At 49.8% G+C, this 15,292-nt stretch carries 13 protein-coding genes and 1 tRNA gene; all 14 read left to right on the top strand.

The features are described 5' to 3' along the window. On the top strand, positions 1-78 hold a 78-nt coding region (locus EYQ01_08710), incomplete at its 5' end, for a hypothetical protein (protein HIE65873.1). A 23-nt stretch (positions 79-101) separates the two neighbouring features. Further along, entirely contained in the window at positions 102-251 is a 150-nt protein-coding gene (rpmG, locus tag EYQ01_08705; GenBank protein HIE65872.1) for a 50S ribosomal protein L33, read from the top strand. Positions 252-263: 12 nt separating this feature from the next. Beyond that, a tRNA-Trp gene (locus tag EYQ01_08700) sits at positions 264-341 on the top strand. Positions 342-389: 48 nt separating this feature from the next. Continuing rightward, entirely contained in the window at positions 390-584 is a 195-nt protein-coding gene (gene secE, locus EYQ01_08695; GenBank protein ID HIE65871.1) for a preprotein translocase subunit SecE, read from the top strand. A gap of 23 nt (positions 585-607) precedes the next feature. Next, positions 608-1,141 (top strand): transcription termination/antitermination protein NusG, encoded by a 534-nt coding sequence (gene nusG / locus EYQ01_08690; GenBank protein HIE65870.1) that lies wholly within the window; start codon positions 608-610, stop codon positions 1,139-1,141. Between the two features lie 166 nt (positions 1,142-1,307). Further along, positions 1,308-1,751, top strand: coding sequence for a 50S ribosomal protein L11 (gene rplK / locus EYQ01_08685; protein ID HIE65869.1), 444 nt, complete (start codon positions 1,308-1,310; stop codon positions 1,749-1,751). A 70-nt stretch (positions 1,752-1,821) separates the two neighbouring features. Further along, positions 1,822-2,517, top strand: a complete 696-nt coding sequence (locus tag EYQ01_08680; GenBank protein ID HIE65868.1) for a 50S ribosomal protein L1 — start codon at positions 1,822-1,824, stop codon at positions 2,515-2,517. 40 nt (positions 2,518-2,557) lie between these two features. Next, on the top strand, positions 2,558-3,088 hold the full coding sequence (locus tag EYQ01_08675; protein HIE65867.1) for a 50S ribosomal protein L10: 531 nt from the start codon (positions 2,558-2,560) through the stop codon (positions 3,086-3,088). A gap of 130 nt (positions 3,089-3,218) precedes the next feature. Continuing rightward, on the top strand, positions 3,219-3,599 hold the full coding sequence (locus EYQ01_08670; GenBank protein ID HIE65866.1) for a 50S ribosomal protein L7/L12: 381 nt from the start codon (positions 3,219-3,221) through the stop codon (positions 3,597-3,599). A 63-nt stretch (positions 3,600-3,662) separates the two neighbouring features. Then, positions 3,663-7,706: a DNA-directed RNA polymerase subunit beta gene (gene rpoB / locus EYQ01_08665; protein HIE65865.1), complete on the top strand. Its 4,044-nt coding sequence runs from the start codon at positions 3,663-3,665 to the stop codon at positions 7,704-7,706. 76 nt (positions 7,707-7,782) lie between these two features. Then, the gene (gene rpoC, locus EYQ01_08660) at positions 7,783-11,949 is read left to right on the top strand and encodes a DNA-directed RNA polymerase subunit beta' (protein HIE65864.1); all 4,167 of its coding nucleotides are present in this window, start codon (positions 7,783-7,785) and stop codon (positions 11,947-11,949) included. Between the two features lie 106 nt (positions 11,950-12,055). Then, positions 12,056-12,427 carry a 30S ribosomal protein S12 gene (locus EYQ01_08655; protein HIE65863.1) on the top strand — a complete coding sequence of 124 codons (372 nt, stop codon included), beginning with the start codon at positions 12,056-12,058 and terminating at the stop codon, positions 12,425-12,427. Positions 12,428-12,503: 76 nt separating this feature from the next. After that, a complete protein-coding gene (gene rpsG / locus EYQ01_08650) occupies positions 12,504-12,974 on the top strand; it encodes a 30S ribosomal protein S7 (GenBank protein HIE65862.1) in 471 nt (156 codons plus the stop codon). A 122-nt stretch (positions 12,975-13,096) separates the two neighbouring features. Then, on the top strand, positions 13,097-15,184 hold the full coding sequence (gene fusA / locus EYQ01_08645; GenBank protein HIE65861.1) for an elongation factor G: 2,088 nt from the start codon (positions 13,097-13,099) through the stop codon (positions 15,182-15,184). Positions 15,185-15,292 lie beyond the last annotated feature (108 nt).

Raw genomic sequence — 15,292 nt, 5'->3', positions numbered from 1 at the left:
CAGGAAGGATTGCGTTTTGCGATACGGGAAGGCGGACGGACGGTTGGTGCCGGTGTCATCACTCAGATCATTAAGTAGAAACAAATTAAAGGATTAAGTCGATGCGTGAGATTATTACCTTGGGTTGTACAGACTGTAAAGAAAGAAACTACACGACAAAAAAGAACAAGAGAAATACTCCGGATCGAATTGAGTTAAAGAAGTACTGCCGAAGGTGCCGGAAGCACACCGCGCATCGAGAGGTGAAATAGGTCTTGCCAAATAGGCCAGTAGCTCCAATTGGTTAGAGCGGCGGTCTCCAAAACCGCTTGTTGGGGGTTCGAGTCCCTCCTGGCCTGCCAAAAACAGAAGGGGGATGTCGATCTCCGTCGGTATGAGGGATAAGGTGTATGATTAAAAAATTATTCAAGTCCGCAATTGATTTTATGAAAGAGGTGAAGCTTGAACTCTCAAAAGTGACATATCCGAGCAAGAATGAGACGATCGGCTCCACGACGGTTGTCATTGTCTTTACGCTGATCGTTGCCTTGTTTCTCGCGATTGTCGATACCGTCCTGATTCGTATATTGCGCTTGGTTGTCTAGGGTTTGTTTGCGGGGAGTTGTTTATGGAAAAGAATTGGTATGTTATCCATACCTACTCCGGCTTTGAAGGCCGGGTGAAGGCCAGTCTGGAGGAGAGGATAGTAAGCCTCGGACTGGAAGAAAAAATGGGAAAAGTCCTTGTTCCGACGGAAGAAGTTGTTGAGATTAAGGATGGAAAAAAACGGGTCTCTACAAAGAAGTTTTTCCCGGGGTATGTCCTGGTGGAGATGTGTCTGGACCTGGAGGTTCAGCAGCTTGTTAAAGAAACCCCAAAGGTGACCGGGTTTCTGGGCGGAGGTGGCGCTGTGCCGGAACCGCTCGCGGAAAAAGAAGTGAAGGTCTTGTTGAGGCAGATGGATGAGGGGGTTGCTCCTCCGCGAGAAAAAGCCCTGTTTGATAAGGGGGAGAATGTCCGTATCATTGATGGTCCTTTTCTGGGATTCAATGGTGTGGTGGATGAGGTCAATCTGGATCAGCATAAGGTAAAGGTCCTGGTCAGTATTTTTGGGCGCTCAACCCCGGTTGAGTTGAATTTTCTCCAGGTTGAAAAAGTCTAATTGGAGTCTGTTTTTCAAAGAGATACCTTTTGGGGGTATATAATTTTGTCTCTTCCGTGTTCGTCGACAGAGAATCGATGTGAGCGTTGAGGGGGAGGCTCCATCCGGCTTTGCCGGTGGAGGGGGCGACGCAAGCCCCTTAGGATAGAAAGGCGGGTTATTTTAGATGGCAAAAGAAATCAAGGCGGTCGTTAAACTTCAGATTCCGGCCGGAAAAGCAAATCCGGCGCCCCCGGTGGGGCCTGCCCTGGGTCAGCATGGTGTGAATATCATGGAGTTCTGCAAGGCCTTCAACGCAAAGACGAAGGGACTGGAAGGGTCGATTGTTCCGGCCTTGATCTCTATTTACACTGACAGAACATTTACGTTTGTGACAAAAAGTTCCCCTGCATCTGATCTCCTGAAAAAAGCCGCTGGAATTATTAAAGGCTCCGGTGTCCCCCATAAGGAAAAGGTTGGAAAAGTGACCCGGGCTCAGGTTGAGGCGATTGCCAAGACGAAAATGGAGGATATCAACGCCGTTGATCTTGAGGGGGCATGCAGAATTATCTCAGGGACTGCGAGAAGCATGGGGATTGAAGTCGAGCCGCAGTCATATAAAGCAGAATAAACACATATTGTCAGGTGACATCCCCGCCCCTTCATTTGAGGGAGGCGCGGTTCTTCAATGAGGAGAATGAATGGGTAAGAAATATGATACCGCAGTTGCAAAGGTGAAGGGAGAGCCCTGCGCTCTGAATGAGGCTCTTGCCTTGGTGAAAGAGACGCACACTGCCAAGTTTGACGGGAGCGTGGACATGGCGATTCGTTTGGGTGTTGACCCCAAGCATTCCGATCAAATGGTGCGGGGTTCTGTTGTTCTGCCGCATGGGACAGGGAAGAAGGTGCGTATCCTGGTTTTTGCGAAAGGTGAAAAGGAGAAAGAGGCCTTGGAGGCCGGTGCGGACCATGTCGGGCTTGACGATCTTGTAGAGAAGATCAACAAGGGCTGGATGGAGTTTGACACAGTGGTCGCAACGCCGGATTTGATGGGAATAGTCGGTAGATTAGGAAGGGTGTTGGGTCCGCGTGGCCTGATGCCCAATCCAAAGACAGGAACGGTCACATTTGAGGTGGCGAAGGTGATCAAAGAGATCAGGCTGGGCCGAGTGGATTATCGGGTTGAAAAGGCGGGTATTGTCCACCTGGCAGTTGGCCGTGTCTCGTTCAGCGCTGAGCAGCTTTTTGAGAATGCAAGTGCGGTACTCGAATCTGTTTTGAAGAAAAGACCTGCATCTGCGAAGGGGAAATATTTAAAGGGGATTACGGTCTCCTCTACGATGGGTCCCGGGATTCCCATAGAGCTTGGTAGTGTCCGTCAGGGGTCGGCGGAATAGTTTTTATGTTGGCCTACAGTAATGATAAAGGGGAAGTCCAATGAAGGGGTTAAAAGAAAAAAAAGAGATCGTCACGGACTTGCAGGTTAAATTTTCAAAGGCAAAAGTCGCAATCCTGGCAGAATTTTCCGGGATGGGTGTAGAAGAATTACGCGAGGTCCGGGGGCATCTCCGAAGTGCGAAGGGCGAGTTTCATGTGGTCAAGAATACGCTTGCGATTCTGGCCGCGGCGCAGACGTCTTTGGAAGGGGTGACGACGTATTTCAAGGGCCAGACGGCGGTCGCCCTTGGATATGATGACCCGATTGCTCCGGCAAAAGCGATGAAGGAGATCGCCGACAAGCAAAAAAAACTGAAGATCAAGGTTGGAGTGGTTGAAGGACAAGTAATCGACCTGGGTCGGTTCAAACAGATTGCTCAACTTCCGCCAAAACCGGTTTTGATTACGGCCCTTATCGGACGGCTCCAATCGCCTATTTATGGATTTGCAGGGAGCCTCAACGGTGTTCTCAGCAAGTTTGTGCTGACTCTCCAGGCCGTAAAGGAGAAACGCGAGTCGTCGGGGTCTTAACACCCCTGACCTGTAGAGGTGGCCGATTCCGGCCAAATAAAGAGGTAGAAATTATTTACTATAATTGTATTTTCACTAACGAAGGAGCGTGTTAAAAATGGCAAAAACAGCAGCGGCGGAAGAGATCGAATTGACAAATGACCAGATTCTTCAGGCGGTCGAAAAGATGCCTGTTCTTCAATTGGCGGACTTGATTAAGCTGGTTGAAGAGCGTTTTGGTGTGACTGCAGCGGCACCCGTCGCGGTTGCAGCGGCCCCTGCAGCGGGTGGCGGTGGACAGGCAGAGACCGTTGAGGAGAAAACGGAGTTTGACGTCATTTTGACCGGGATTGGGGAAAAGAAAATACAGGTCATCAAGGCGGTTCGAGAACTAACCAGCCTGGGACTTAAGGAGGCAAAGGATCTCGTTGAAGCCGCTCCCAAGGTGGTTAAGTCCGGTGTTGCTAAGGATGAAGCGGAGACGGTAAAAAAGAGGCTTGAAGAAGCCGGGGCGACAGCAGAAATCAAATAGGCTGTTCCCGAACAAGACGAATGTTAAGCGCCTGTATCAGTTTATAGATAGAATGGAGGGTTTATGGCGGTTCGCCCCAGAAATGAGATCCGTAAGAGGAGAGATTTTTCAAAGATCAATGTCAAGGTTCGTATTCCGAATCTGATTGAGATTCAAAAAGAGTCCTACAATCGGTTTCAGCAGGTTGATCTTGCTCCTGAGCAGCGCGAAGATATAGGCCTGCAATCGGCCTTTACGAGTGTGTTCCCCGTTTCCGATTACAACGATACGGCGATGATCGAATTTATTGACTACTCGATTGGAAGACCGAAATATGATGTGCAGGAGTGTCTTGAACGCGGAATGACCTACGCGGCTCCCCTGAAGATCAAGGTCCGTTTGGTGGTCTGGGACAAGGAGGGCAAGGGGAAGACGAAAAAGGTCCGGGACATCCGCGAGCAGGAGGTGTATGTCGGAGAGCTTCCATTAATGACGGATAACGGGACCTTTCTGGTGAATGGAACGGAGCGGGTGGTCGTCAGCCAGCTCCAGCGTTCCCCCGGCGCCTCCTTTAGTCATGATAAAGGAAAGACGCACGCCAGCGGAAAAGTTCTTTACTCCGCGCGAATTATCCCCTATCGCGGTTCGTGGCTTGATTTTGATTTTGACGCAAAAGATATCCTCTATGTCCGGATTGACAGAAGGAGAAAGCTCCCTGTTACTATTCTGTTGAAGGCCTTTACTCAGGAAGCAGCCGGTGGAAACGGTCGAAAATATGTTTTGCCCGGACCGGAAGGAGATGTGGAGGGAGGGAGCCTTGAAGAGGTTATCCTGAAGCTTTTTTATCCGATCGAAGATGTCAGAATTTCTAAGGGTGAGTTCCTGAGAAAGCTGAATCCTGAGATTCATGTTGGCCTTAAGTCCCCCTCTGATTTTAAGGAGAAGAAAGGGAAAGGTGTTCTGGTCAAAGAGGGAAGCAAGATGACCAAGGGTGTCCTCCGAAAAATGAAGGCGGAGGGGATCAAGGAAATCCCGTATCCCAGGGAAGAGTTGGCCGGAAAAGCGGTCCTTGATGATGTTGTTGACCCGGCAACAGGTGAGATTCTTGTAGAGAGAAACCAGGAGCTGACAGAGGATATCCTCGCGCAAATATGCGAGGCCGATATCGGGAAAATCCGAGTCCTTTTTATTGATAATATTACGATTCTTCCGGCCATACGCGATACCTTGGCAATGGAAAAGGTGGGTTCTCCCGGGGAAGCGATGGTAGAGGTTTATCGCAGGATCCGTCCGGGAGAGACACCGACGATGGATACGGCAAAGCTCCTTTTCGAAAACCTTTTCTTCAATTCAAAGCGGTATGACCTTTCTCCTGTTGGCCGACTGAAGCTCAACAAAAAACTGGGTCTGGAACAGCCCATGGAGAACCGGACGCTGAGCGCTCAGGATGTCGTTGAAGTGGTTCGCTATCTTGTGAATCTCAAAAGCGGAAAAGGGAATATTGATGACATTGACCATCTCGGCAACCGCCGGGTCAGGTCGGTCGGGGAGCTTCTGGAAAACCAATTCCGGATTGGCCTTGTCAGGATGGAACGCACAATTAAAGAGCGGATGAATCTGCTTGATCTGGATACCGTCCTCCCTCATGACCTGATCAACGCGAAACCGGTGATTGCGGTCATCAAAGAATTTTTTGGGAGCAGCCAGCTCTCCCAATTCATGGACCAGACCAACCCCTTGGCTGAAATTACCCATAAGAGGCGTCTATCCGCCCTGGGTCCCGGAGGATTGACCCGGGAGCGGGCCGGTTTTGAGGTGAGAGATGTTCATCCCAGCCATTATGGTCGTATCTGTCCGATCGAGACGCCGGAAGGTCCAAATATTGGCTTGATTACCTCGCTCGCCACTTATGCCCGTGTGAACGAGTATGGTTTTATTGAGTCGCCCTACCGTAAGGTGGTCAAGGGACGGGTAACCGACGAAGTCGAATTTATTTCGGCCATTGATGGAGACCGCTATGTGATTGCGCAGGCAAATGCGAAGATGGACAGTCGGGGAAAGCTGACATCGGATAATATCTCGGCCCGTTCCTCAGGCGATTTTGTCGCGGTGCCCTCTGACCGCATTGAGTATATGGACGTCTCCCCGAAACAGATCGTGAGTGCGGCGACCGCGATGATCCCCTTTCTTGAGAACGATGATGCCAACAGGGCCTTGATGGGTTCGAACATGCAGCGGCAGGCGGTTCCTTTGATTCGGACTGAAGCCCCTCTGGTCGGGACAGGGATGGAGTTTATTGTTGCACGGGATTCTGGTTATGTCGTTTTTGCAAAGCGGAGTGGTACCGTCGTCAGCTGTGACGGGACCCGGATTGTAGTCAAGGCGGATCTGAGCAGAAAAGAAAAAGCGAATGTCGCGGAAGATCCGGAATCGGCGCTAGATGTTTACAAGCTGATTAAGTATCAGCGTTCTAATCAAAATACCTGTATCAACCAGAGGCCGGTCGTGACGGCTGGCATGAAGGTAAAGAAAGGTGATCTCCTTGCGGATGGTCCTGCGATTGATCAGGGAGAATTGGCCTTGGGCCAGAATATTCTGGTCGCGTTCATGCCTTGGGGGGGGTACAACTTTGAGGATGCCATCTTGGTGTCGGAAGAGCTGGTTAAAGGAGATAATTTTACATCCATCCACATCGAAGAATTTGAATTGGAATCCCGGGATACAAAATTAGGCAAAGAGGATATTACAAGAGATATTCCGAATGTGAGTGAAGAAACCCTCAACAACCTGGACGAATCGGGGATTATCCGTGTCGGGGCGGAGGTGAAACCAGGAGATATTCTCGTGGGAAAGGTCACCCCGAAGGGGGAGACCCAGCTGACTCCGGAAGAAAAATTACTCAGGGCGATATTTGGTGAAAAGGCAGGCGATGTTAAAGACGCCTCGCTCTATGTCCCCCCCGGGATAGAGGGAATTGTCGTCGATGTAAAGATTTTTTCTCGTAAGAGCGTTGATAAAGATGAGCGGACAAAGATGATTGAAACCGAAGATATCACGCGTCTTCAGCGGGACCATCGTGAGGAACTTCATATTATCGAGGAGGAAAAATATAAAAAGGTCCGGAGCCTGCTGATTGGCCAGTTGGTCGGTGTCGATATCGTTGATCCGGAAACCGGCGAGATTCTTCTGAAGAAAAAGAAGCTTATTGAAGAGGAGATCCTGGGTAAAATTGTCGATGAGGATATCCGGAATGTGGTCCTGAATGACAAGGCAGAGCAGGCGAAAGTTGATAGCGTGGAGGCGTCTACAAAAGAACGGATCGACCTTCGCCAGATGATCTATGATGAGAAGGTGGGACGTTTAAAGCGGGGAGACGAACTCCCTCCCGGTGTGATTAAACTCGTCAAGGTTTTCATTGCCATGAAGCGCAGGCTCCAGGTAGGGGACAAGATGGCGGGGCGGCATGGCAACAAGGGGGTTGTCGCGCGCATTCTTCCTGAGGCCGATATGCCGTATCTTCCGGATGGCACGAAGGTGCAGATTGTCCTCAATCCTCTCGGTGTCCCTTCTCGGATGAATGTCGGGCAGATACTGGAGACTCACCTGGGTTGGGCTGCGGACCTCCTGGGTATCCATGTGTCCTGTCCGGTATTTGACGGTGCGAACGAAAAAGAAGTCAAGGATTTGCTGGAAGAGGCAGGTCTCCCAAGGTCGGGACAGACCATTCTGCATGATGGAAAGACAGGAGAGCCTTTTAACCGCCCGGTGACGGTGGGCCGGATGTACATGCTGAAACTTCACCATCTGGTTGACGACAAGATCCATGCAAGGTCGATTGGACCCTATTCTCTGGTCACACAACAACCTTTGGGCGGGAAGGCGCAGTTTGGGGGACAACGTCTTGGAGAAATGGAAGTCTGGGCCCTTCAGGCCTATGGCGCCGCATCGGTTCTACAGGAGTTCCTGACGGTGAAGTCGGATGATGTCCCCGGACGGTCCCGCATCTACGAAGCGATTGTCAAGGGAGAGCACTTCCTGGAGCCCGGCCTGCCGGAATCCTTCAACGTTTTGATCAAAGAGCTTCAGAGCCTGGGGCTTGATGTTGAATTAATCAGAGACAAAGACTGAGAATCAGGATTAATGTGAGGAGTAAGCCCGATCCTCCCTTTCGAGTTATTTTAACGTTTATTTTTTTGGAGGTTCAATGGAGACATTAAGCAAGGTCGAATCGGTTCGGAGCCTTTTTGGAAAGTCGAAGGAGTCGATCTCTTTTGACGCCATCCGAATTCGCATTGCATCCGGCGAGAAGATCCGCTCCTGGTCCTATGGGGAAGTCAAAAAACCGGAAACGATTAATTATCGCTCGTTTAAACCGGAGCGGGACGGTCTCTTTTGTGCACGCATCTTTGGGCCGATCAAGGATTGGGAGTGTAACTGCGGAAAGTATAAGCGGATGAAGCACCGTGGAATTGTCTGTGACAAGTGTGGAGTGGAAGTCATCCAGTCAAAGGTTCGCCGGGAACGGATGGGCCATATCGAGCTGGTTTCCCCTGTGGCTCATATCTGGTTTCTGAAGGGCATTCCCAGTCGAATCGGGATACTTCTGGATATGACACTCAAGCAGCTCGAAAAGGTACTCTATTTTGAGAACTATGTTGTGACGGATCCGATGGACACTGACTTGAAGGAGAAGGAGATCCTTACGGAAGATCGGTATCGCGCAGATGTCGAAAAGTATGGTGTAGGGGCGTTCCGTGCCGAGATGGGTGCCGAGGCAATAAGGGATATTTTGAAGAAAATAGATCTTGAAGAGCTTTGGGACGAGTTGCATGTCAAGATTGCCCATGCAAGTTCTGTCGCCGTCAAAAAGAAATTAACAAAACGTCTCCGGGTTGTGGAATCCTTAAGGAAGTCTGGAAATCATCCCGACTGGATGATTTTGGATGTCATTCCTGTCCTGCCGCCGGAACTCAGACCTTTGGTGCCTCTCGATGGGGGGCGTTTTGCGACATCTGATTTAAATGATCTATACCGCCGGGTGATTAACCGGAATAATCGCCTGAAACGGCTGACCGAGTTGAGGGCTCCCAATGTCATTATCCGCAATGAAAAGAGAATGCTTCAGGAATCGGTGGATGCCCTTTTTGACAATGGTCGACGGGGTCGGGCAATCCGAGGGCCGAACAAGCGTCCCCTGAAGTCCCTTTCGGACATGCTCAAGGGCAAGCAAGGCCGGTTCCGTCAGAACCTTCTGGGAAAACGGGTAGACTACTCTGGTCGATCCGTGATTGTTGTCGGGCCCGAGTTGAAGCTCCACCAATGCGGACTTCCAAAGAAGATGGCCTTGGAACTCTTCAAGCCCTTTATTTATCAAAAACTGGAAGAGCGTGGTTATGTGGCAACCATTAAAACGGCAAAGAAGATGGTGGAAAAGGAAAAGCCGGAGGTGTGGGATGTGCTGGATGAGATGATTCAGGAGCACCCTGTCTTACTGAACCGGGCACCAACTCTGCATCGCCTGGGGATACAGGCCTTTGATCCTGTTTTAGTGGAAGGAAAAGCGATCCGGCTTCATCCGCTAGTGTGCGCTGCATTTAATGCAGATTTTGATGGGGATCAAATGGCTGTCCATCTCCCTTTGTCGATTGAGGCCCAAATTGAGGCGCGCGTACTGATGATGTCGGTGAACAACGTCCTTTCACCTGCCAGCGGAAAACCAATTATGGTTCCTTCTCAGGATATGGTTCTGGGTTGCTATTGGCTGACAAAGGAAAAGGGCGGGGCGAAGGGAGAAGGAAAAACCTTTTCCGGTCCGGAAGAAGTTACCATTGCCTATGACCATCGGCAGGTGGAGGAGCATGCCCGGATTAAAGTAAGGCGCGATGGTACCTTGGTTGAGACAACTGTCGGCAGAGTGATTTTTGGAAATATTCTCCCAGAGGATGTCCCCTTCTCGATGGTCAATCGTATTATGAACAAAAAGGAGTTGATCAACCTGATTGATATCTCCTATCGAAAGTCCGGTCGCCGCAATACCGTCGCCATGCTGGATCGCATTAAGGATCTCGGATTTCATTTCGCGACAAGGGCCGGCATCTCGATCTGTGTGGACGACATGCGCATCCCGTCAAAAAAAGGCGTATTGCTCGATAAGGCCAAGAAGAGTGTAGCGGAGATCGAAAAGCAGTATGCTGAGGGTTTGATTACGAATGGAGAGCGATACAATAAGGTGGTTGATATCTGGGCGCATGTCACTGAGATGGTGGCCAGTGAAATGATGAGAGAATTGGCTGAGGAAGAAGAAGAGGTCACGAAGGGAGTCGGGAAGGTAAAAGATCGAAAATTTAATTCTATCTACATGATGGCCGATTCAGGTTCCCGTGGAAGCGCTGCGCAGATTCGTCAACTGGGGGGAATGAGAGGACTCATGGCAAAGCCCTCCGGGGAGATTATTGAAACGCCGATCATGGCCAACTTCAGAGAAGGGTTGAGCGTCTTGCAATACTTTATTTCGACACACGGTGCGCGAAAAGGATTGGCGGATACTGCCTTGAAGACAGCCAATTCCGGATACCTGACGCGGCGGCTGGTCGATGTCTCGCAAGATGTTATTGTGAATGATCTGGATTGTCACTCACCTGATTCGCTTGCCGTGACGGCTCTGGTTGAAGGTGGAGAGGTCATTGAACCGCTTGAAAAACGTATCCTGGGCAGAATCGCGGCAGAAGATATCACTGATCCGATTACGGGTGAGGTTATTTGTCCGGCTCAAGCGGAAATCAATGAAGAAAAGACGCAGGCCGTTGTTGAGGCGGGGATTGACAGAGTGAAAATCCGTTCTGTATTGACCTGTCTGGCGCATCGGGGGATATGTGTCAGGTGTTATGGGCGGGATTTATCCCGGGGACAACTGGTTGAGCGGGGAGAGGCCGTCGGCGTGATCGCCGCACAATCTATTGGGGAGCCGGGAACACAGCTAACGATGCGGACCTTCCATATTGGGGGGACGGCAAGCAAGGTGATTGAACAGACCGTATTGGAATCCCGGAATGCCGGTGTTGTGAAATACTTGAACCTGAATACCGTGAAAAGTAAAGACGGTGACCTGATTGTCATGAACCGGAATGGAAGAATTGCCATTTTTGACAAGACAGGACGCGAGAAAGAGAAGTACTCGGTTGTCTATGGTGCCCGCATCAAGGTAAAAGATGGGGTCTCGGTGGATGCGAGACAAAGACTGGTGGAGTGGGATCCCTATTCTCTTTCGATCTTGACGGAAGTCGCTGGAAAGATTGCGATGGGTGATCTGATCGAAGGGCAGACGATGCGTGAAGAAGTTGACGAAGTCACCGGCTTTGCCCGTAAAGTCATTGTCGATTACCCCGGATCAAATCTCCGGCCTAGAATTTCAATCAAGGATGCCTCGGGGAAAACCGTGAAACTCCCTTTGACAAAAGGAGCGGCCCGTTATCTTCTTCCTGCGGGGGCACATGTTTTTGTTGAGAAAGGGCAAATGGTTCACCCGGGTGATGTGTTGGCGAAGATTCCTCGTGAAACGACAAAAACGAAGGATATTACCGGTGGACTTCCCCGTGTGGCCGAGCTTTTTGAGGCGAGAAAACCAAAAGAACAGGCCGTTATCTCAGAGATTGACGGGACGGTCGAATATGGCGGTTTTGCCAAAGGGATGAGAAAGGTGATTGTCAGTAATGAGGTCGGGGATAGCCGGGAATACTTCATTCCTAAGGGGAAGCATATTAATGTTCATGAGGGGGATTGGGTTCACGCTGGGGAGCCCTTGATGGATGGATCTCCGAACCCTCATGATATTCTTGACGTACTAGGACCGAAAGAGCTTCAGAAATACTTGGTCGACGAGGTCCAGGAGGTTTATCGTCTGCAAGGGGTGTCGATTAACGACAAGCATATTGAAATTATTGTCCGACAGATGTTAAGAAGAGTAAAAGTTGAAGAACCGGGCGATACGGATTTCCTCATTGGGGTGCAGGTTGATAAGTTTAAATTCGCAGAAGAGAATGAGAAAGTGATGGCCAAAGGGGGAATACCGGCGACAGGAAAGCCGATTCTTCTCGGAATCACGAAGGCGGCCCTTGCAACCGATAGTTTTATCTCTGCCGCTTCCTTCCAGGAGACAACGCGTGTTTTGACGGAGGCTGCGATTAGCGGAAGAACGGATGACCTGCTTGGCTTGAAAGAGAATGTGATTGTGGGACGGCTTGTCCCGGCGGGAACGGGCTTGCCTGAGTATCGAGAAGTTTATGTGCGATCACCGCGGCAGGCACAGGAGATCAAGGAGATGGCCAAGAATAAGGCGGGTTCGAGTGAAGGGGCTCCTGCAGAGAAAAAATAGGCATACCAAATATCAATATAATGCCTTGAGATTGTAAAAAAATCTTGACAAGAGGGCCAGTAGTCAGTATGATCTGTAGGTTTTGCATGCCACGTAAGGAAGTCAGATGCCGACGATTAATCAATTGATCAAGAAGGGGCGGGAAAAAGCCCGATCCAAGACCAAGAGTCCTGCACTGAAACAGTCGCCGCAGAAGAGAGGGGTCTGTATCCGTGTTTATACCACCACGCCCAAGAAGCCAAACTCTGCACTCCGAAAGGTTGCACGTGTGCGTTTGACGAATGGGATGGAAGTGACCTCTTATATTCCAGGAATGGGTCACAATCTTCAGGAGCATTCAATTGTATTGGTACGGGGTGGAAAAATAAAAGACCTCCCGGGGGTCCGGTACCATATTGTTCGCGGTGCTTTAGATGCGGTCGGCGTGGCGGACAGGAAGCAGGGACGTTCGAAATATGGAGCCAAGAGACCGAAGTAAGTGACGCCATGAATCCTCCTCGCGAGACAATCCAGAAATAGTTGAATCATTAATTTGTGTACGAAGAAAGGTTTCAATGTCTAGAAGAAAGGTGACAGTTAACAGAGAGGTTCTTCCAGATCCACGGTATGGGGACAGGCTCATTGCAATGTTCATCTGCCTGGTCATGGAGGATGGAAAGAAGAGCCTCGCGGAATCGATCTGTTATGGCGCTTTTGATCTGATTAAGAAAAAGACGGGTTCTGATCCGGTCATGGTTTTTAAGCATGCCGTCGATAACGTCAAGCCGATGGTTGAGGTGAAGTCGCGAAGGGTGGGAGGTGCGTCATATCAGGTGCCCGTTGAAATCCGTCCCAATCGCCGAATGTCCCTGGCGCTCCGCTGGATTATGATTTATTCGAGGAAGCGTTCAGAAAAAAGCATGAAAGAGAGGTTGGCCGCCGAATTGCTTGATGCTTCAAACAAGACAGGGAGCGCGGTTAAGAAGCGGGAAGATACGCACAAGATGGCGGAAGCAAATAAAGCCTTTGCGCATTATCGCTGGTAATAGTGCTATCTCAAGTTCAGGTGAAGGCCGCTGCCTTCACCTTTTTTTAGTCCTTATTTATCCATAATGTTCGCTAACGTTCACTGGAAACTAGAGTGACGAAATTGATTGATCATCGTTAAATGACAAAAGAATACTCCTTAGACAGAACACGCAATATCGGAATCATGGCGCATATCGATGCCGGAAAAACGACGACGACAGAGCGCATCCTTTATTATACCGGCGTGACCCATCGCATTGGTGAGGTTCATGATGGAAATGCGACCATGGATTGGATGGAGCAGGAGAGAGAGCGGGGTATTACGATTACCTCTGCTGCGACAACCTGCTTCTGGGATGATTATCGGATTAACATTATAGATACTCCAGGGCATGTTGATTTTACGATTGAAGTTGAGCGATCCCTTCGTGTGCTCGATGGTGCGGTTGCTGTTTTTGATTCTGTCCAGGGTGTTGAGCCGCAGTCGGAAACAGTCTGGCGGCAGGCGGATCGTTACCATGTTCCCAGAATTGCCTTTATGAATAAAATGGACCGCATCGGTGCTGATTTCTTTCCGGCGGTTCAGACGATGATTGACCGCTTGGGTGCCGTCCCAGTCCCCGTTCAGATTCCAATTGGAAAAGAAGACACCTTTCGTGGGCCCATTGATCTCATCAATATGAAGGGGATCTTTTTTGACGATGAAACGCTCGGGGCCGAGTACAAAATTGATGAAATTCCTGAAGAACATCTCTCTGTTGCAAAGGAATATCGCGACAAAATGATCGAAGCAATTTCCGATTTTGATGACACGATTATGGAAAAATATCTGAATGGGGGTCCGGTTTCATCCGAGGAGATCAAGGAGGCCTTACGGAAGGGAACCCTGGAATTGAAGATTGTTCCGGTTTTATGCGGTTCGGCCTTTAAAAACAAGGGTGTCCAGCTTTTGATTGATGCCGTTGTCGATTTCCTTCCTTCTCCGAATGATATTCCTCCCGTGAAAGGCATTAACGTAAAGACAGAAGAAGAGATGGTCCGGTATCCGCGAAATGACGAGCCGTTTTCTGCCCTGGCTTTTAAGATCATGACCGATCCTTTTGTCGGCCAATTGACATACTTTCGGGTCTATTCAGGCGTGTTGAAGGCAGGGTCCTATATATATAACGCAACAAAAGATTCCAAAGAGCGGGTTGGCCGCATTTTGAAGATGCATGCCAACAAACGCGAAGACGTCACGGCCGCTTATCCCGGTGACATCTGTGCCGCTGTTGGATTAAAGAATACGAAGACCGGAGATACCCTTTGTGCCGAGAAGGATCCCATACTTCTTGAGGTGATGACTTTCCCTGAGCCGGTTATTTCGATGGCCATTGAGCCCAAGACGAAGCCTGACCAAGAAAGATTGGGCCTCTCCCTCCAGAAACTCTGTCATGAAGATCCCTCTCTGCGTATTGTCACCGATGAAGAGACGATGCAGACCATTATTTCCGGAATGGGGGAATTACACCTTGAGATCATTGTTGATCGTTTGAAAAGAGAATTTAAGGTCGAGGCAAATGTAGGGAAGCCTCAGGTTGCCTATCGAGAGACCATTCAGCAGGCAGCGGAAGCGGAAGGGAAATATGTTCGGCAGACGGGAGGCCGGGGTCAGTATGGACATGTCTGGCTGAAGATAGAATCCCAGGAGCCTGGGAAGGGTTTTGAATTTGTAAACAAGATCGTCGGGGGTGCCATTCCGAAGGAGTTTATCGGACCGGTTGAAAAAGGAATTGTTGAGGCAATGACTTCTGGGGTGGTTGCCGGCTATCAGATGGTGGACCTCAAGGTGAGTTTGTTTGATGGATCCTTTCATGATGTTGATTCTTCAGAGGTTGCCTTTAAAATAGCAGGTTCGATGGCATTCAAGACTGCATGTAAAAAGGCGGAACCGGTCCTTCTGGAGCCGATCATGGATTTAGAGGTCGTTGTTCCGGAGGAGTACATGGGGGATGTCATCGGGAACTTAAGCTCCAAGCGAGGGAAAATTCTGGGAATGAAGATGCGGGGCGGCGCTCAGGTTGTTTCTGCCTTGGTTCCACTCTCTGAGATGTTTGGATATGCGACGAGTATTCGGTCGATGACTCAGGGTCGCGGCATCTTTACCATGCAGTTTTCTCGCTATGATGTGGTTCCGAAGCATATCTCTGAAGAGATCGTTGCGAAGAGTCAGGGAACCGGAAAATAGATCAGCGGATACTATTGGAAAGTATTAAAGGACGGAAGAAGGAGGAGCGAATAGATGGCGAAGGCTAAATTTGAGCGAACGAAGCCTCATATTAATATCGGGACGATC

Source organism: Candidatus Manganitrophaceae bacterium, assembly GCA_012960925.1.
Lineage (GTDB): Bacteria > Nitrospirota > Nitrospiria > SBBL01 > JAADHI01 > DUAG01.
Note: the sequence above shows the minus strand (reverse complement) of the source record. Positions and strands in the feature narration are given on the sequence as shown.